Source organism: Photorhabdus temperata (assembly GCF_025384845.1).
GTDB classification, from domain to species: Bacteria; Pseudomonadota; Gammaproteobacteria; order Enterobacterales; family Enterobacteriaceae; genus Photorhabdus; species Photorhabdus temperata.
Window position 1 is genome coordinate 1 of sequence record NZ_JAJAFX010000081.1, and the last position, 17,013, is coordinate 17,013.

A 17,013-nucleotide genomic window follows, 5' to 3' on the forward strand; every position below is an offset into this window, starting at 1 on the left:
AGATGCTTAATGCCTATACCGGAGATAAACCCGGATTCAGTATTTTAGGTCAGCTTGGTGCGGGTGGATTTACCCGGATCATTAGCGAAGCACAGCAAAGCGGTGTCAGGCCTGATAGGGCAAATACAGAACCTCTGACATTGAGGGAGAAAGCCACTGCTTACTATGATCTGACTAATTCAGCTTATTTCCGGGATACTCTAGAGAAGATCTATTCATCACCTGAATTAAAATCAGAGTTCAAAGATATAATTGATATTGGTTACCTGGAAAGTAAAAAATTCGCATCTGCCCGTGGTTCCACTAAAGAAAATCCCTTACCTGATCAGTTGGATCTCTACACTTTTAAAAATGAAAATAAATTTAATGCCTCTGAAAACCCGGAATTATATCAGGTGACTAAGCAGGAAAAAGGGCAAGAAGTGACAAGTAACCCCGCTCTGGCTGGCAGTAGCCTGACAAAAGTCCAGCGTGATTTCAGAACACAGGCTCCTGATAAGGATAGTGTCTGGTCATCTGCCGCTTCACTTGAAGCCGATAACCGTCTGACCAATAGGGAGTTGGAATTTGCCCGTTTAAACCCCCGCAACCGGCTGGACAGAACTGACTATCAGTTTGGTCAGTCAGGCCCCATCAAAGCACATCAAGAATTAGCGAAGGAAAACATTATAGTACAACGTGGTAATGGTTTTGCTGTCTGGAATGTGAAAGAAAATACAGGATTTTCTAAGGATGCAGCCTTACACAATTTGCCAACGGTCGCTGCTCCTTCAGGCACCACAGATCGTTTTATTACTGCGGCCAGGTTGTTGGGTACAGGTCTGAAAAATGATCTTTCTTTAGGTACTCCTGCTAACGGGGAATCACCGGAGCAGTCAATTCAGCGAGGGGAGCGGGAAATGAAAGAGCTAACCCGATGGCTGGCAACAGGTTACCTAGTTGATGATAATCATCATTCTATGATCGAAGTTAATTTAGGGGCGGCTAACCACGGTTTAGCGTCTCAGTGGGGATTGAATCTCTATACCGAACCCTTCTCTTCTCCTATACATGCCAAGGGCTTCAGCATCTCCAGCCAGGAAATATTGGCAGAATTAGAAAACCGTGAGGATGTCCACACAGATTACTCTACTTTCAGGAAAGATCTGTACGGCGGAAGCCGGGCAGTTATTAACGCAGATGGCAGTATAAAAACGAATTCCAGATAGTCATTCTTTTTACCAGAAGAAAATAAGAATTTCTTTATCTCAATAGATCTTCCTGTAATACAGCTCAGGAAGTAAGCTTCATCTGATAATTCATGACCGGGGGAGTTGTTGTCGGTTAAACTCACCCCCGGCAATACGGATAATCGCCAGCCAGTGCGGGAATCAGCAAAAGGTCTGAATTGGCTATTCTTGGATAGATCTAAGGTAATGTAATATGTAATACAATTTCATGTCCCACTGGAGGTTCTATGATCGACCTATATTATGCCCCAACGCCAAATGGTCACAAAATCACGCTCTTTCTTGAAGAAGCTGGCCTTCCTTACAACATTTACCGGATTGATATTGGTGCGGGAGATCAATTTAAACCTGAATTTCTTGCAATTTCTCCTAACAATAAAATTCCGGCTATTGTTGATCAGCAACCCGCCGATGGCGGTAAACCTGTCGCCATTTTTGAATCCGGCGCCATTCTGACTTATCTGGCAGAGAAAACAGGTAAGTTACTCAGCAAAGATGTGCGTGAACGTATTCAAAGCCTGCAATGGCTGTTTTGGCAAATTGGCGGCTTTGGCCCAATGCTGGGGCAAAATCACCATTTTAGTCACTTTGCGCCTGAGAAAGTCCCTTACGCAATTAATCGTTATCAAGAAGAAACAAAACGCTTGTATAAAGTTCTGAATACTCAATTGGAAAAAACATCCTATTTGGGTGGTCAGGAATACAGTATCGCTGATATCTCAACTTATCCGTGGGTTCGTGCCTATGAGCGTCAAAATATTGATCTGAGCGATTACCCCGCAGTGAAAAAATGGTTTGATGCTATTAGCCAACGCCGCGCTACCCAAATAGCCTACAGCAAAGCCTGATACCTGTCTGCGGGGTAACTATTTCCCCGCAAAACTTGATCCGGCTAACAGATAGCTGTATTTTAAATCACCAGCCTTGATATCCCTGCTATAGTTTCTATATAAACTTAGGTTATAGGAGTGGCTATGCATATTTTAATCACCGGAGGAACAGGCTTGATTGGCAGCCGTCTGGTTTGCCAGCTTCTTTCCCTATCCCATTCCATTACCATTCTGAGCCGCTCACCACAAAAAGTGTACTCTCTGTTCAGTAAACAAGCTGAATGCTGGACCACTCTGAAAGATAAAACGGACCTCAATGATTTTGATGCCGTTATTAATCTTGCTGGTGAACCCATAGCAAATAAACCCTGGACTTCAGCGCAAAAAGAAAAGCTGTGCCAGAGCCGCTGGACACTAACAGAACAACTCAGCAAGTTAATTAATGCCAGTCAGACACCACCAGAAGTATTTATTTCCGGCTCTGCGGTGGGCTATTACGGCGATCAGAATCAAGCAGTTGTGACAGAACATGAACCACCCAATAATGAATTTACTCATCAACTCTGTAAACGATGGGAACAACTTGCATTACAAGCTGCCAGTGATCAAACCCGTGTTTGTCTTTTGCGTACCGGCGTTGTACTGGCAAAAAACGGTGGAGCACTGAAAAAAATGTTACCACTTTTCCGCCTTGGGCTTGGTGGCCCTATGAGTAGCGGAAAGCAGTATCTATCTTGGATCCATATCGATGATATGGTGAATGCCATCTATTACCTATTGATGACACCCGGTTTGAACGGTCCTTTTAATATCACCGCCCCTTATCCGGTACATAATGATCAGTTTGCCGCAACACTCGGAGAAGTCTTGAACCGCCCTGCAATTATCCGCATACCTGCTTTTGTGCTGAAATTACTCATGGGAGAAGCTGCGGCACTGGTACTGGGAGGACAGCAGGCAATACCGCATAAACTGGAACAAGCTGGTTTTGGCTTCCGTTATTTTCAGCTAAAGGAAGCTTTTGAAGACCTGATACACACTAAATCTCAACACCTTTAGCGCCTTGCCAACGGGTAAACAGATCATGAGGTAGCTCTATATCAAACTGATCGAGCACCCGATTAACCGTCTGGTCAATAATATCCTGAATCTGTTCAGGCCGATGATAAAATGCTGGCACCGGCGGCATAATCACCGCACCTATTTCTGCCGCCTGAGTCATCAACCTGAGATGCCCCAAATGCAATGGTGTTTCTCTCACACCAAGCACCAACTTACGGCTTTCTTTCAATACAACATCTGCCGCTCTGGTCAATAACCCATCAGTATAGCTGTGAACAATACCTGAAAGGGTTTTCATTGAACATGGCAAAACGACCATACCCGAAGTTTTGAACGAACCGGAAGAGATAGCAGCGGCTATATCTCTGTTGTCATACACAACATCAGCCAGCGCTTGCACATCCCGTAAACTATAATCTGTTTCAAGCGCCAGTGTCTGGCGAGCGGACTGACTGATGACCAGATGTGTTTCTATGCCCTCAACTGGCTGTAAAGCTTGCAGCAGCCTGACGCCATAAATAGCCCCGCTTGCTCCTGTAAGCCCCACGATCAATCTTTTCATTTTTTCCTCATGCTGACACTGGACAACAATTTTAAATCCGAAGGTCATCAACCTTCATTATAGATATCCAGGTTTTCGATTTCGTTCTGATTATTCAATGTCATTTCATCGTCTTTACGCAGATTTTCCAGATAATAGAGATAAGTCTGGTCAATGTCTTTGGTAACATAAATGCCATTGAATACTGAACATTCAAACTCTTCAATATCTGGGTTTTCTTCACGAACGGCATCAATCAGATCCGTCAAATCCTGGAATATCAACGCATCTGCACCAATGAGCTGGCGAATTTCATCAACTTCACGTCCATGAGCGATCAATTCATTTGCATTTGGCATATCAATGCCATAAACATTCGGGAAACGCACTTCTGGAGCCGCAGACGCAAGATAAACCCTCTTCGCTCCCGCTTCACGGGCCATTTCAACAATCTGTTCTGACGTTGTACCGCGAACGATAGAGTCATCCACCAGCAGCACATTCTTATCGCGGAACTCAGCACGATTGGCATTCAGTTTACGGCGGACCGACTTCCGACGCTCCTGTTGACCCGGCATAATAAATGTCCGGCCAACATAACGGTTTTTCACAAACCCCTGACGGTAGGGTTTACCCAGTATACGGGCAATTTCCAGAGCAATATCACAGGAAGTTTCAGGGACAGGAATAACCACATCAATATGTAAATCTTCCCACTCACGGGCAATTTTCGTCCCCAACTTATGGCCCATCCGCACACGGGCGTTATAAACCGAAATCTTATCAATAAAAGAGTCTGGACGGGCAAAATAGACAAATTCAAACAAACAGGGGGTCAGAGAAGGATTTTCAGCGCACTGGCGGGTAAATAACTGGCCTTTCTCAGTGATATAAACCGCTTCACCCGATGCGACATCCCGCAGGAATTCAAAACCCAGCGTATCCAATGCAACACTTTCAGAAGCGACCATATATTCATTACTGCCATCATTCAGAGTACGCTTGCCTAATACCAACGGACGAATACCGTGCGGATCGCGAAAAGCGACTAACCCATGACCGATAATCATCGCAATACAGGCATAAGCGCCACGAACCTGTTTATGCATTGCCGCTACCGCGGCGAAAATATTGTCAGGTTCCAACGGATAATACTGAAAACGATCCAATTCATTAGCAAAAACATTGAGCAAAATCTCGGAATCTGACGTGGTATTCACATGGCGACGGGCATTTTCAAACAACATTCTTTTTAATTCATGCGCATTCGTCAAATTACCATTGTGTGTCAATGTAATACCAAATGGAGAGTTCACATAAAACGGCTGGGCTTCCGATGCACTGGAGCTGCCCGCTGTCGGATAGCGAACATGACCAATCCCAATCGTTCCCTGTAAACGCCGCATATGCCGGGTTTCAAATACATCTCTCACTAAGCCGTTGGCTTTGCGTAAACGAAACCCATTGTTGCCATCAATAGTGGCAATGCCAGCAGCATCTTGCCCACGGTGCTGAAGCACCGTCAACGCATCATAAATCGACTGGTTAACCGGTGTAAAACCGACGATACCAACAATACCGCACATGTAGTTTTTCCTCATCAGCCAAGCGGAGAGGTATATTTCTCCGGCAGGAAACTTGACGCATTTTGCAGGTAGTCAAAGAACCACCTGATGATATGACTGAACTGCGGGATCAATTGTGACTGCTTCCAGTCATCACTTTGAGACAATGGTGTGAATGTATCCAGAAAAAACAGAATAGCAGCAACAATCAGCACACCACGCAATGCCCCAAAGCAGACTCCGAGTACCCGATCAGTACCAGACAATCCAGTCCGTTGCACAAGAGAACCTATCACATAGTTCACCACAGAACCGACAATTAAAGTCGCAATAAACAGAAGCGCAATGGCGATTCCGTTACGCACCAGTTCATCTTCAAAACGGGTAAAATAGACCGCTAAGTAAGAGTAGAAGTGGCTTGCCACAAAAAAAGCACATCCCCAGGTGACCAGTGACAACGCCTCACGAATAAACCCACGAATCAGGCTAACCAATGCCGAGAAGCCAATAATGGCAATAATGACGTAATCAATCCAAACCATGTTTTAATTCCAAAATAGACGCCCCGGCATCCGTTTCAGGCGCATTTTAACAGAAAACGAAAACGTTTGCGTAGCAGATTTCCTATTCCACTGAAAATAATTAGCGGCGATATAGGAAATTCATTATCGCCGCGGTCACTTAATATTTACTACTTAATTTCATCACAATTATCCTATTCGTCACATAGGCATCGTCAGCTTTATCACGGTCTATAGCTTCTTACCTGCCCTTGTAATCCTGTCAGATTTTTCAGTTCTGATAACGCCGAGTCGAGTTGTTGTTTAGAAGCATTCGGACCGACATATATTCTGGTTAACTGCCCATTCACCGGAGATGAAGGTACCGTATAGACCTGATAACCCGACAAACGCAGTCTGGCAACGATTTCATCCACCTTTCCAGCGTTTTTCAAGGCACCCAGTTGTACGATATATGCTTGCCCTTGCGGTGCTTTTTCAACAGGTTTAACTTCAGGCTTCGGTTCCGGTTTAATCTCTGGTTTCGCCGGCACCGGCTGCTTAATATCTGGTTTTTGTTCAGGCTTAATCTGTGGTTGAGGTTTGACTGCCGGCTGAACAGCAGGAGGCGCTATCGGTGCAGGCGACGACGGAACTGTCACCAATGGTATTTCCGGCTGCTCTAGCGTCTCCGGCAGCAATGCCTCGGTCTCATCTTCCAGAGGCATTGATAATATTGGCGGATTAAGGGGAGGAATAGATTCAATTTCTTGCTCATCCCCAGGCTTCGGAACTAGGGGAATTGATGCAAACTTATCTTCGTTATATTTCTTGTTGCCGTCCAACAATGCAGGCAGCACAATAACACCCAGTGCTACCAATACAATTGTACCGACCAAACGATTTTGAAATTTACTTGCCACTTCGCTTCTCCCTGTCCAGAGCCTCCATGACATGCGCTACGGTGTGGAATGAACCACAAACGACAACAATATCCTGTTCATCAGCGTCTGCCATTGCCTGGTACCAGGCACTTTCCACATCAGTAAATACCCGTGGCTGTTCAAGATGCTCAGCCAATGCCTGTGCATCTGCACCACGCAGTTCAGTCAACGGAGCACAATACCACTCATTAATTTGCTGTGACAGGCAAGCCAGTGTGCCGGCAATATCTTTATCGCCAAGCATACCCACTACCCCAAGAATTTTGCTGCCCGGTTGACGGGGCAACAGGGCTAATTTCTGTACCAAATAAGCCGCGGCATGTGGATTATGCGCCACATCCAGAATCAACAACGGCTTTTCATGAATTATTTGGAAACGCCCAGGCAATTGCGCATTTTGCAACCCCTGATGGATGGCATTTTCATTAATAGCCTGACTGACTTTATCTCCTTGTCGTAACAGGCAACAAATGACACCCATTGCGGTTGCGGCATTCATCAAAGGAACATTTGGCAAAGGCAGATGACTAAATAGCATATCATCAGATTGCCAGTGCCAATCTTTCTCCTGTTGAGAAAAGCGCCAGTCAATACCACAGCGGAACAACTTGGCTCCCAATTCATCGGCAACTTCCGCAATAGAAGATGACATATCCGGTTCACCAACCACGGCAAAACGATCTTTGCGGAAAATACCCGCTTTCTCACGACCAATATATTCGCGATCAGCCCCTAACCAGTCAATGTGATCAAGTGCAATACTGGTAACGGCTGCAATATCAGCATCCACAATATTTGTCGCATCCAGCCGCCCACCTAAGCCGACTTCTAAAATGACGACATCCAGGCAAGCTTCTTTAAACAATTGCAGAGCCGCTAATGTGCCATATTCAAAATAAGTCAGTGAAATATCACCACGACGGGATTCAATATCCGCAAATACACGACAGAACGCCTGTTCAGGTAACTCTTTACCCTGAATACGGACTCTTTCGGTATAACGTACAAGATGCGGTGAGCTGTAAACGCCCACTCTCAACCCAGCCGCCAACAGAACAGATTCGATAGTGCAACAAGTGGTGCCTTTACCATTAGTACCGGATACGGTTATCACCTTAGGCGCGGGATTAACCAATTCCAAGGTTCGGGCGAGTTTGCCCACACGCTCAAGCCCCATATCAATGGCTTTAGTATGCAGGCTTCCAAGATAGGAAAGCCACGTCGTCAGCGGCGACGTGGCTTGAGGAATTTGCAAAGTGTCAGACATCTTCTTTATTGGTACTTATTTGAATATTCGCATCAACATCAGCGGGTTCTGCCACAAATTCAGCAACAACGGGTTTAGTACCAGGTTGCGGCTGATGAGTCAGTTTAGAAAGCAAATTGGCAAGTGTGTCTCGTATTTCAGGACGACGAACAATCATGTCAATCGCCCCCTTTTCCAACAAAAACTCACTGCGTTGGAAACCTGGCGGCAGTTTCTCGCGTACTGTCTGCTCAATAACACGTGGACCGGCAAAGCCAATCAATGCTTTCGGTTCAGCAATATTGATATCACCCAGCATTGCCAAACTCGCTGAAACACCGCCCATTGTCGGGTCAGTCATCACAGAGATATAAGGCAAACCACGTTCCTGCATTTTTGCCAAAGCAGCACTGGTTTTCGCCATCTGCATCAGTGACATCAGCGCTTCTTGCATACGGGCGCCGCCACTGGCAGAAAAACAGACCAGAGGACAATTGTCTTCCAGCGCCTGTTCTACCGCGCGAACAAAACGGGCGCCGACAACAGAAGCCATTGACCCCCCCATAAACGCAAATTCAAAAGCAGCAACAACAACCGGCATACCACTCAACGTGCCTTTCATCACGATCAGTGCGTCTTTCTCTTCAGTTTGCTTTTGTGCTGCCGATAAACGGTCTTTATACTTTTTAGAATCGCGGAATTTCAGAATATCTTTCGGCTCTAATTCCTCCCCTAATTCAGTTTTTATCCCTTCATCAAGAAGAGCCTCCAACCGGGTACGCGCCGAAATACGCATGTGATGATCACATTTAGGGCAAACCTCAAGATTGCGCTCTAACTCAGCACGGTAGAGCACCTGACTGCAACTATCACATTTGGTCCAAACCCCTTCAGGGATATTTGCCTTATGAGTTTGGGTAATGTTGCTTTTATTAAGAATTTTTTCAATCCAGCTCATTGAATGATCTTTCCGTCTGAATCTGGCTTATGCCAGTTTTGTTATGTGTGCCATTAAACCACAATGCTATTACAGTGTGGATAAAAAACTGCTCAAACCTGTTACGGGTTATTGGTTTTCTGTTTCATCGCCGCACGGCGGTGACGCCAGATTTCAATCACTCCAGGCAGAATTGAGATAAAGATGATAGCAACAATCAACAGTTTCAAATTCTGTTGTACCATTGACATATCACCGAATATATAACCAGCATAGGTGAATAACAGTACCCAAACCAGTGCGCCAATCACGTTATAAGCAGCAAAATGACGATAAGACATTTTCCCCATGCCTGCAACGAATGGTGCAAATGTTCTGATAATTGGTACAAATCGCGCTAAAATAATGGCTTTCCCACCATGTTTTTCATAAAACTCATGTGTTTTATCCAGATAACTCCGGCGGAAAATTTTCGAATCCGGGTTGGTAAATAATCTTTCGCCAAAGACACGACCAATAGCATAGTTCACCGCATCGCCAATAATGGCTGCAATAATCATCAGCACCACCATGATATGCACATTCAGATCATTTGAATCCAAAGCCGCCAAAGCGCCCGCAACAAATAGCAGCGAATCTCCTGGCAAAAATGGAGTAACCACTAATCCTGTTTCACAAAACAGAATCAGGAACAGAATGCCATACACCCAATGACCATATTCTGCGACAAGTTCTGCTAAATGAATGTCAACATGGAGAATAAAATCAATAATAAATTTAGCAAAATCAACGAAATGTGTCAGATATTCCATAATATTCCCCGTTATACCAAAACATCCTTGTCAGCAACCAAATAAAAATGTTAAACCAGATCATCGGCCAGAAACAGAGGCCCCATAACCGATCCCGGCAAATCAAACTGTGCAGGGTAATCAACGGCAACCAGATATAATCCTGCCGCTTTGGCCGTCGCAGCGGCTTTCGTCCGGTCTTTTACAGCAAGCAATTGTGCCATCCAGTTAATATCCTGATTGCCACAACCAATTTCCATCAGGCTACCGACAATATTACGCACCATATGATGCACAAAAGCGTTGGCTTTAATATCTATTACGACGTAATGCCCGTAGCGGTTGACATTAATATGCATCACATTACGCCAGGGTGTTTTGGACTGGCATTGAACCGCACGGAAAGAGGTAAAATCATTTTCCCCCAACAAACACTGCGCAGCCTGATGCATCCGCTTTTCATCCAATGGATAATGAAAATGCGTCACTCCACCGACCAGTACTGCCGGACGATAACGATGATTAAAAATAATATAACGATACCGCCGGGCAGTCGCGCTAAAACGGGCATGGAAATCCTCATCCACGGTTTTCACCCAACGAACAGCAACATCCGGTGGACAATGTGCGTTCACCCCCATTGTCCACGCCGCATCCTTGCGCAATGCAGACGTTTCAAAATGAACGACTTGCCCTGTTGCATGTACTCCAGCATCGGTTCGGCCGGCACAAAATACCGATATGGGTTCATTGGCGACTTTTGATAACGCTGCCTCAAGGCACCCCTGAACACTTTTCACTTCCTGCTGGCGCTGCCAACCATAATACCGGCTGCCATCGTACTCAATTCCCAATGCAATTTTCATTTTTGAACCTGGCACAGATGCTGTTTGTTCTGTACCAGGCATCAGTAAAATTGCTCATGAATCAGTTTTTCTGCTGTCTCAACCGCCATCAGCGCACCACCAAACCGGATATTGTCGGCCACAGACCAGAATTGTAATACCTCCGACATACCATAATCATTGCGCAAACAGCCAATACTCAGCAAATCATTACCAGACGCGTCTGTCACCGGAGTCGGATAATCGCCTTCCTGTGAAACGTTAATATCAACCATCCGCTCTAATTCTTCGCGGGCTTCTTCCACACCAACCGGACGCAATGTTTCCAAATGGACTACCTGAGCATTACCATAAAAAACCGAAGACTGAACGCAACTGACTGAAATGGGCAGCCCCTCATCCTGTAAAATTTTGCGTATCTGTTCCACAAGACAGCGCTCTTCACGCACCGAGCCTTCAGCGTCTGCCAGCAGCGGCAAAAGATTAAACGCCAGTTGTTTGCTGAAACGACCCGGCTCTGGTGGGATACCGTTAAGTAAACGGGCGCTCTGCCCGGCTAATTCATCAACCGCTGCTTTGCCGTGAACGGAGACAGAGAACAAATTGGTCAAATGTAAGCGCGCAATTCCTGCGGCGTCAACCAACGGTTTAATTGCTGTCAGCACCTGACTGGTCATGCAATCTGCCAAGGCAACAATATTACGGTTACGATAATCCGCCAACGCATGAGGATTCACACCCGGGACAACCAGGGGAACATCCGGTTCCATAGCAAACAATCCGCTGCTATCGAGCACCAGACAACCTGCTTCTGCCGCTTGTTCAGCGTACTGTGCCGTGGCTTCTGTTCCGGCCACAAAAAAAGCGAGTTGCACCTGTGACCAGTCAAAATCAGCAACATCACGGACAATTAAACTTTTACCATTAAAACGCAGGTTTTCACCGGCACTATGTTCACTGGCAAGAGGATACAGTTCACCAACGGGAAACTGACGCTCCTGTAATAACGCCAGTATCGCTTCACCTACCGCGCCTGTCGCACCCAACAGGGCAATATTCCATCCTTCCGACATGTTGGTTTTCTCCACCTTATCTTTCTGACATGCAGATATATGCCTGCACAAATTAAATCAGTTCTGTACTGAAACCAAGAGCGGCTAACAATTCAGCACTCTCTCGGTTATCACAGCACACGGTCAAAGATGACCATTCCCGGCGTTCCAAATAGTTTTTACGCAAAAGATCGAATTGCCCTTTCTGACCGGCAACCTGCCGTAACGGGGTATCATCGCGGCGCACATCATACACTAAATGTATCAGTCGCTTTAGTGTGCTTTGAGTCACATTTCCATGCAAGGCGACCCGGCTGAAATCAGGCTCAGGCAACAGCTCAGATAAGACAACTTTACGGGGTTGACCAAGAAATCGACAATAAGCCTCAAATACCTGTGTGGTGCCACGTGCCTTACCTTCGAGGGTATAACCCGCGATATGCGGTGTACCTATATCAACTAATTCCAGTAATGGCAGGGATAAATCAGGTTCTGGTTCCCAAACATCCAGCACAACACTGAGTTTTTTACCACGCTTCAACTCGGCAAGCAGGGCCTGATTATCAACAACTTCACCCCGGCTGGCGTTAATCAATATGCGGTTATCCGGCAAAGCCGACAATAATTCAGCCCCCGCCAGATGAAGTGTTTTATATGGGCCTGATTTATTCAGTGGCGTATGGAATGTCAGAATATCCGCCTCTTTGACCAGTTTTTCCAATGGCCAAAATTCACCGGCATCACCTCTTTCAGCTCTTGGCGGATCACATAAGAGTGTCCGTATGCCAAGGGTAGATAACCGTTCTGCTAGCCGGCTACCGACATTACCGACGCCAATGATCCCGACAACTTTATCTTTGAGTTCAAAATTGTCGCGTTCAGCTAGTAACATTAATGCTGAGAAAACATATTCAACCACAGCAATGGCATTGCATCCCGGCGCAGCAGAAAACTCGATTCCCGCTTGAGATAACCATTGTTGATCCACATGGTCCGTACCCGCTGTTGCCGTACCGATAAATTTTATCGTGCTGCCTTTCAGCAATTCTTCATTAACTTTAGTCACCGAGCGAACCATAAACGCATCCGCGTTATCCAGTGCGCCTTCCGGCACCGGACGCCCCGAAATAGCGTGTACATCCCCTAATTGCTGAAACAGTTGTTCAGCATAAGGCATATTTTCATCAACCAGAATCTTCACTTAATTCCATCCTGTGGCATCAAACGGACGTAGCCAGCTATTTTGCCATTTAATCGTAACAAAACCCATCACGTCGGTTTCTTTTATTATTAGCTTTTTCTGAAACGCTCTGGTGTCGTACCCGCCAGTTGCTGAAACATCGCAATAAAAGCAGAAGATGAGCTGTAACCTACATCAAAGGCGACTTCATTAACGGTTTTCCCTTGTTCCAACAAAGAAATAGCATGGATAAACCGCAACCGTTGCCGCCATTCACTAAATGACATACCTAATTCTTGCCGGCAACGCCGTGACAAAGTGCGTTCCGAGGTATAACGCTGTTTTGCCCATTGCAGCAATGACGTATTATCAGCCGGATTACGTTCAAGTTCCTGTAGTATCGGTGCTAAAAGTTTATCTTTAGAGAAAGGCAGATAGGTATGCTGAACAGGAGACTGTATTAGCTGATCAATCAGCACTTGAGCCAGCCGTAAATCCTGTACTGTTTCCGGTATTTTCAATTCACGTTCAAAACAATCAGCCATAATCGTATTGAATATTGAGCTAAGCCGGATAATACAAGGAGCATCCGGCAATAATTTCCCCCACTCAGGAGAGATATCTATTGCCCTGAATCTCATTGCTTTTCTACTATATCCCGAATGCTCTATTCCTTCCGGTATCCAGACACAGAATTGCGGTGGCGCTAAAAAATGTTGTTCTCCAGCATTCATTGCCATTACACCACAGACGACATAAATAAGTTGCCCGAATGGATGGGTATGACGTAAACACTCGGTGTCCGCACTGAATAATTCGCTGCGGAAAGAAATACTGGCCGGAATATCCATGACTTCCACAGGGGTATAAAGTTTTTCTACCATATTGTCTCAATTGCCTTATCCATTGTCTGATTATCGTTATATATAATAAATCAGACACCATTAGACTAAACACTCATTTTTATCTCAATGCGACTCATCTATATGAATATGATTTTCCCGCTTCTGGCAGTCCTGATTTGGTCAATTAATGCCGTGGTGAGTAAAGCCTCCGCTACAGCAATTGATCCGGCGGCAATCTCTTTTTATCGCTGGTTCCTGGCCTTTCTCACATTAACTCCCTTTGTTGCGCTGCCTGTTATTCGCCAATGGAAAACAATCTGTCAATATTGGTGGAAGTTATTAATCCTTGGTGCACTTGGTATGGCACTTTACCAAAGCCTGGCCTATTACGCTGCACACAGTATCAGTGCAACATTTATGGGAATTCTTAGCTCATTGATTCCTCTTTTGACCATTGTCATCAGTATATTTGTTTTACGTGTTGTCCCCACTGTTGGTATTGCTATTGGTGCTATTCTGTCGCTGTTTGGTTTAGTCTGGTTGGTCAGTACCGGTGATCCCATGTCATTGTTGCAACACGGTTTAGGCCACGGTGAATTGATGATGTTGATTGCCTCCACCTCCTACGCACTCTATGGTGTATTAACCAAACACTGGTCTATTCCATTGCCAAACTGGCAATTCCTGTATGTGCAGATTACTTTTGGTGTCCTATTATTACTGCCAAACTTCCTGTTGACCAACGATGTTCAATTAAATGCCAACAATATCTCGTTAGTTTTATTTGCCGGTATTCCCGCCTCTATCCTTGCCCCTTATTTATGGATACAAGGTGTCATCAAACTTGGCGCTAATACTACGGCCATATTTATGAATTTGACGCCGATATTTACAACGATTATCGCTATTATGGTTCTGCACGAAAAAATTCACAGTTACCATCTGATCGGTGGCGGCATAACACTATTAGGTGTCATACTGGCACAACAATTACGTGTTCCTCTTTTTGGCCGTAAAACAGAAAAATCGTAGAAAATTAACCATCAGAAAGCCTGAAAGGAATTCTTACTAATAAGCCGCCCAGTGTTTCACTGGGCAATAATTGGGGATGAGTACCATGATAAAGACTAATATCTTTCACCAGAGCTAATCCCAGCCCTGCCCCTTCATGCCCCGCAGCATTATCAAGACGATTAAAAGCCATCAGTGACAAATTGACTTCTTTTTCAGCAATCCCCGGCCCGCTATCATCTACTTCCAAATAACAATATGTCTTACAAGGGCTGAGAATAATTCTGGAAGTGACAATTCCGCCTTCCGGCGTATATTTAATCGCATTGTCTAATAAGTTGGCGCACATTTCTGTCAGTAATACAGGTTCGCCTTTTATCCACTGAATATTTTCTCCTTCATAACCCAAATCGATATGTTTACTTTCAGCCTGTTGCAAGCGAGAAAAACACGCCTGTTGCAACAATTCAACTAAATTGACCGGTTTATAATCTTGAACAGCTTCCTTTTCATACGCTTTTAAGCGAGAGAGCTGTAATAAACGGTCTGTCAGAGAAATCGTATTATCCAACGTATTATCAATAGCCCGTAAGCTCTCTTTCCATTGTTCAGGATCCTGGTTGGCAAATGCGACCGCCACCTGGGTTTTCAATACCGTTAACGGTGTTCTGAGTTGATGAGAAGCATCCGCACTAAATCTTTTCTGCCGGCTAACCATCAGTTTCAGCCGTTCTATATAGCGATTAAATGCATGTAATAACGGAGAAAGTTCTGACCACGGCAACATATCCGGTAACGGAGTAAGATCATTAGCGGGGCGACGAACCATGACACCAGAGAGTTTATGTAGTGGTTTGAGTAATTGTTTCAACAGAAAATAAGCCAGAATCAAAGTCAAACCGACAACAGCCCCCTGACTCAGCAAAGAAGATATTAATAATTGTTGCGCAAAATAATGACGAGAAGCCACCGTTTCAGCAACCAGTATTAACGCCATTCCCATCATTCCACCTTCATTGATCGGCTGATAAAGCGCGGCAACCCGGATAGGCTGACCGTAATATTCCGCATCATAAAAATAGACCAACGCAGTGTATAAATTGGAACGCGGCGTATATTCAGGTATTAACGGCAAATCGTCATAACCAGAAATTGTTTTCCCTTCAGGAGATAACACCTGATAGAACAGCCGATCGTTCATATTTCGCTCAAAACTATCCAGAACCACATAAGGTACATCGACAATCAATTGGTTATTCTCAACGGTCAACCGTTCTGCCACGGTTCGGGCTGATGCCAGTAAAGTACGGTCATAAGCCAATGTAGCCGCGTTTTTTGCACTGAAATAATGGGTATAAACAGATAGGCCGCCTAACAAAAACAGCGGAACGCCAAAAAACAAGAGTAACTGATGAAACAATGACTTCGGCACTTTGAATAATTTCATCCGTTCTGGCACTCCAGACGATAACCTAATCCCCGTAATGTGCTGATCCCTACACTGCTACCTGATAATTTTTTCCGGACCCGGTGTACATAAAGTTCAATACTTTGTGGATTCGCCTCATCTGACAGTGCAAATACCTGTTCAAAGAGCTGCTGTTTAGAAACCGGCCTTCCCCGGCGATGGAACAGTGTTGTCAAAACAGAGAGTTCCCGCGGTGTCAAAGCCAGTGGCTCATCGTTCAAAATAAAGTAACCTTCATCTTGATAAACCAGGGAGCCAAATATCAAGGTCTCCTGTGAAACATTTGCACTACGCCGAAGTAATGCCCGAATACGTGCCTCCAATTCCCGTAAATCAAAAGGTTTAGTCAAATAATCATCAGCGCCAGAATTAAGCCCTTTCACCCGATCAGCAACATCAGCCTTAGCCGTCAGTAATAATACCGGCAGATTTTGTCCCCGCTTACGCAAACGAACTAATAGTGAAAGGCCATCCAGCCTTGGCAAAGAAACATCCAGAATCACCAACTCATAATTTTCTGTCTGCAATAATTGATCAGCAACGATGCCATCACTAGCAATATCTACAGCAAACCCTGCACTACTCAGTGCTTTTTGCAGCCAATGCAATAATTCAGGGTGATCTTCCACTAATAGTAAGCGCATTTTAAAGATATCTCCTTGATTTTAATAAGCATAATAAAGGATGTTATTTCATATTATCTTGTAGGTTATCCGGTTTATAATTTGCTGCTTTTCTTATCGTTGAAAACTGACAATAGAGATAAATGAGTGGAAGCGCTTGCAACCGCTGGCTAAACAACACAGGTCACCACATTAGCATTAAAAGATTAGACCACGCCTGGTATAACCACACAAAGCTGTGAAGAAAGAACCTGACTTGTTACACCCAACGTTTCTGATAATTCACCTGTTCTCAATTCTGTTGATACCATCATGAAATAAATTCCATAATAAACCCGCCGAAG

Annotated in this window: 17 protein-coding genes and 1 pseudogene; 5 read left to right on the forward strand and 13 right to left on the reverse strand. The window is 44.9% G+C overall.

The window, feature by feature from the left end; translation table 11 throughout:
* The 4 genes and pseudogenes from LGZ99_RS21895 to LGZ99_RS21905 all read left to right on the forward strand — a co-directional run.
* Positions 1–1,208 (forward strand): hypothetical protein (locus tag LGZ99_RS21895; protein ID WP_262979588.1); only part of this gene is annotated, 1,208 nt, incomplete at its 5' end.
* Between the two features lie 67 nt (positions 1,209–1,275).
* Positions 1,276–1,385: pseudogene (locus LGZ99_RS25045) on the forward strand (transposase); the annotation flags it as partial.
* Between the two features lie 71 nt (positions 1,386–1,456).
* The gene (yfcG, locus tag LGZ99_RS21900) at positions 1,457–2,077 is read left to right on the forward strand and encodes a GSH-dependent disulfide bond oxidoreductase (protein ID WP_262979589.1); all 621 of its coding nucleotides are present in this window, start codon (positions 1,457–1,459) and stop codon (positions 2,075–2,077) included.
* Positions 2,078–2,203: 126 nt separating this feature from the next.
* A complete protein-coding gene (locus LGZ99_RS21905) occupies positions 2,204–3,118 on the forward strand; it encodes a TIGR01777 family oxidoreductase (RefSeq protein ID WP_023044968.1) in 915 nt (304 codons plus the stop codon).
* On the opposite strand, the gene LGZ99_RS21910 is transcribed toward LGZ99_RS21905, so the two are convergent.
* From LGZ99_RS21910 to LGZ99_RS21960, 11 genes are all read right to left on the reverse strand, one after another.
* On the reverse strand, positions 3,099–3,683 hold the full coding sequence (locus LGZ99_RS21910; protein ID WP_262979590.1) for a UbiX family flavin prenyltransferase: 585 nt from the start codon (positions 3,681–3,683) through the stop codon (positions 3,099–3,101). The two genes, LGZ99_RS21905 and LGZ99_RS21910, sit on opposite strands and share 20 nt — an antisense overlap.
* A gap of 47 nt (positions 3,684–3,730) precedes the next feature.
* Entirely contained in the window at positions 3,731–5,248 is a 1,518-nt protein-coding gene (gene purF, locus LGZ99_RS21915) for an amidophosphoribosyltransferase (RefSeq protein ID WP_021324895.1), read from the reverse strand.
* A 14-nt stretch (positions 5,249–5,262) separates the two neighbouring features.
* Complete coding sequence (cvpA, locus tag LGZ99_RS21920) at positions 5,263–5,769, reverse strand: colicin V production protein (protein ID WP_023044970.1); 507 nt, start codon at positions 5,767–5,769, stop codon at positions 5,263–5,265.
* Between the two features lie 203 nt (positions 5,770–5,972).
* Positions 5,973–6,650, reverse strand: a complete 678-nt coding sequence (gene dedD, locus LGZ99_RS21925) for a cell division protein DedD (RefSeq protein ID WP_023044971.1) — start codon at positions 6,648–6,650, stop codon at positions 5,973–5,975.
* Positions 6,640–7,938, reverse strand: coding sequence for a bifunctional tetrahydrofolate synthase/dihydrofolate synthase (gene folC / locus LGZ99_RS21930; protein WP_262979591.1), 1,299 nt, complete (start codon positions 7,936–7,938; stop codon positions 6,640–6,642). Before folC ends, dedD begins: the two co-directional genes overlap by 11 nt.
* Positions 7,931–8,875, reverse strand: coding sequence for an acetyl-CoA carboxylase, carboxyltransferase subunit beta (gene accD, locus LGZ99_RS21935; protein ID WP_021324899.1), 945 nt, complete (start codon positions 8,873–8,875; stop codon positions 7,931–7,933). Before accD ends, folC begins: the two co-directional genes overlap by 8 nt.
* A 101-nt stretch (positions 8,876–8,976) precedes the next feature.
* Positions 8,977–9,666: a DedA family protein gene (locus tag LGZ99_RS21940; protein ID WP_023044973.1), complete on the reverse strand. Its 690-nt coding sequence runs from the start codon at positions 9,664–9,666 to the stop codon at positions 8,977–8,979.
* A gap of 50 nt (positions 9,667–9,716) precedes the next feature.
* Positions 9,717–10,511, reverse strand: coding sequence for a tRNA pseudouridine(38-40) synthase TruA (gene truA / locus LGZ99_RS21945; RefSeq protein WP_262979597.1), 795 nt, complete (start codon positions 10,509–10,511; stop codon positions 9,717–9,719).
* Between the two features lie 41 nt (positions 10,512–10,552).
* A complete protein-coding gene (locus LGZ99_RS21950) occupies positions 10,553–11,563 on the reverse strand; it encodes an aspartate-semialdehyde dehydrogenase (RefSeq protein WP_262979592.1) in 1,011 nt (336 codons plus the stop codon).
* Positions 11,564–11,615: 52 nt separating this feature from the next.
* Complete coding sequence (gene pdxB, locus LGZ99_RS21955) at positions 11,616–12,743, reverse strand: 4-phosphoerythronate dehydrogenase PdxB (RefSeq protein WP_262979593.1); 1,128 nt, start codon at positions 12,741–12,743, stop codon at positions 11,616–11,618.
* An 89-nt stretch (positions 12,744–12,832) separates the two neighbouring features.
* Entirely contained in the window at positions 12,833–13,606 is a 774-nt protein-coding gene (locus LGZ99_RS21960; RefSeq protein ID WP_262979594.1) for an AraC family transcriptional regulator, read from the reverse strand.
* Positions 13,607–13,708: 102 nt separating this feature from the next.
* On the opposite strand from LGZ99_RS21960, the gene LGZ99_RS21965 reads away from it, so the two are divergent.
* Positions 13,709–14,599, forward strand: a complete 891-nt coding sequence (locus LGZ99_RS21965) for a DMT family transporter (protein ID WP_262979595.1) — start codon at positions 13,709–13,711, stop codon at positions 14,597–14,599.
* Between the two features lie 4 nt (positions 14,600–14,603).
* Here the strand turns inward: LGZ99_RS21965 and LGZ99_RS21970 are convergent, their stop codons facing one another.
* Complete coding sequence (locus LGZ99_RS21970; protein WP_021324905.1) at positions 14,604–16,025, reverse strand: sensor histidine kinase; 1,422 nt, start codon at positions 16,023–16,025, stop codon at positions 14,604–14,606.
* Complete coding sequence (gene tctD, locus LGZ99_RS21975) at positions 16,022–16,690, reverse strand: transcriptional regulator TctD (protein WP_262979596.1); 669 nt, start codon at positions 16,688–16,690, stop codon at positions 16,022–16,024. The genes LGZ99_RS21970 and tctD overlap by 4 nt, the downstream gene beginning before the upstream one ends.
* Positions 16,691–17,013: the final 323 nt, after the last annotated feature.

What these genes read in the sequence shown, in the direction of transcription:
- yfcG (WP_262979589.1), top strand. Translation starts at nt 1,457, where the DNA reads ATGATCGACCTATATTATGCCCCAACGCCAAATGGTCACAAAATCACG.
- LGZ99_RS21905 (WP_023044968.1), top strand. Translation starts at nt 2,204, where the DNA reads ATGCATATTTTAATCACCGGAGGAACAGGCTTGATTGGCAGCCGTCTG.
- LGZ99_RS21910 (WP_262979590.1), bottom strand. Translation starts at nt 3,683, where the DNA reads ATGAAAAGATTGATCGTGGGGCTTACAGGAGCAAGCGGGGCTATTTAT.
- purF (WP_021324895.1), bottom strand. Translation starts at nt 5,248, where the DNA reads ATGTGCGGTATTGTTGGTATCGTCGGTTTTACACCGGTTAACCAGTCG.
- cvpA (WP_023044970.1), bottom strand. Translation starts at nt 5,769, where the DNA reads ATGGTTTGGATTGATTACGTCATTATTGCCATTATTGGCTTCTCGGCA.
- folC (WP_262979591.1), bottom strand. Translation starts at nt 7,938, where the DNA reads ATGTCTGACACTTTGCAAATTCCTCAAGCCACGTCGCCGCTGACGACG.
- accD (WP_021324899.1), bottom strand. Translation starts at nt 8,875, where the DNA reads ATGAGCTGGATTGAAAAAATTCTTAATAAAAGCAACATTACCCAAACT.
- LGZ99_RS21940 (WP_023044973.1), bottom strand. Translation starts at nt 9,666, where the DNA reads ATGGAATATCTGACACATTTCGTTGATTTTGCTAAATTTATTATTGAT.
- truA (WP_262979597.1), bottom strand. Translation starts at nt 10,511, where the DNA reads ATGAAAATTGCATTGGGAATTGAGTACGATGGCAGCCGGTATTATGGT.
- LGZ99_RS21950 (WP_262979592.1), bottom strand. Translation starts at nt 11,563, where the DNA reads ATGTCGGAAGGATGGAATATTGCCCTGTTGGGTGCGACAGGCGCGGTA.
- LGZ99_RS21960 (WP_262979594.1), bottom strand. Translation starts at nt 13,606, where the DNA reads ATGGTAGAAAAACTTTATACCCCTGTGGAAGTCATGGATATTCCGGCC.
- LGZ99_RS21965 (WP_262979595.1), top strand. Translation starts at nt 13,709, where the DNA reads ATGAATATGATTTTCCCGCTTCTGGCAGTCCTGATTTGGTCAATTAAT.
- LGZ99_RS21970 (WP_021324905.1), bottom strand. Translation starts at nt 16,025, where the DNA reads ATGAAATTATTCAAAGTGCCGAAGTCATTGTTTCATCAGTTACTCTTG.
- tctD (WP_262979596.1), bottom strand. Translation starts at nt 16,690, where the DNA reads ATGCGCTTACTATTAGTGGAAGATCACCCTGAATTATTGCATTGGCTG.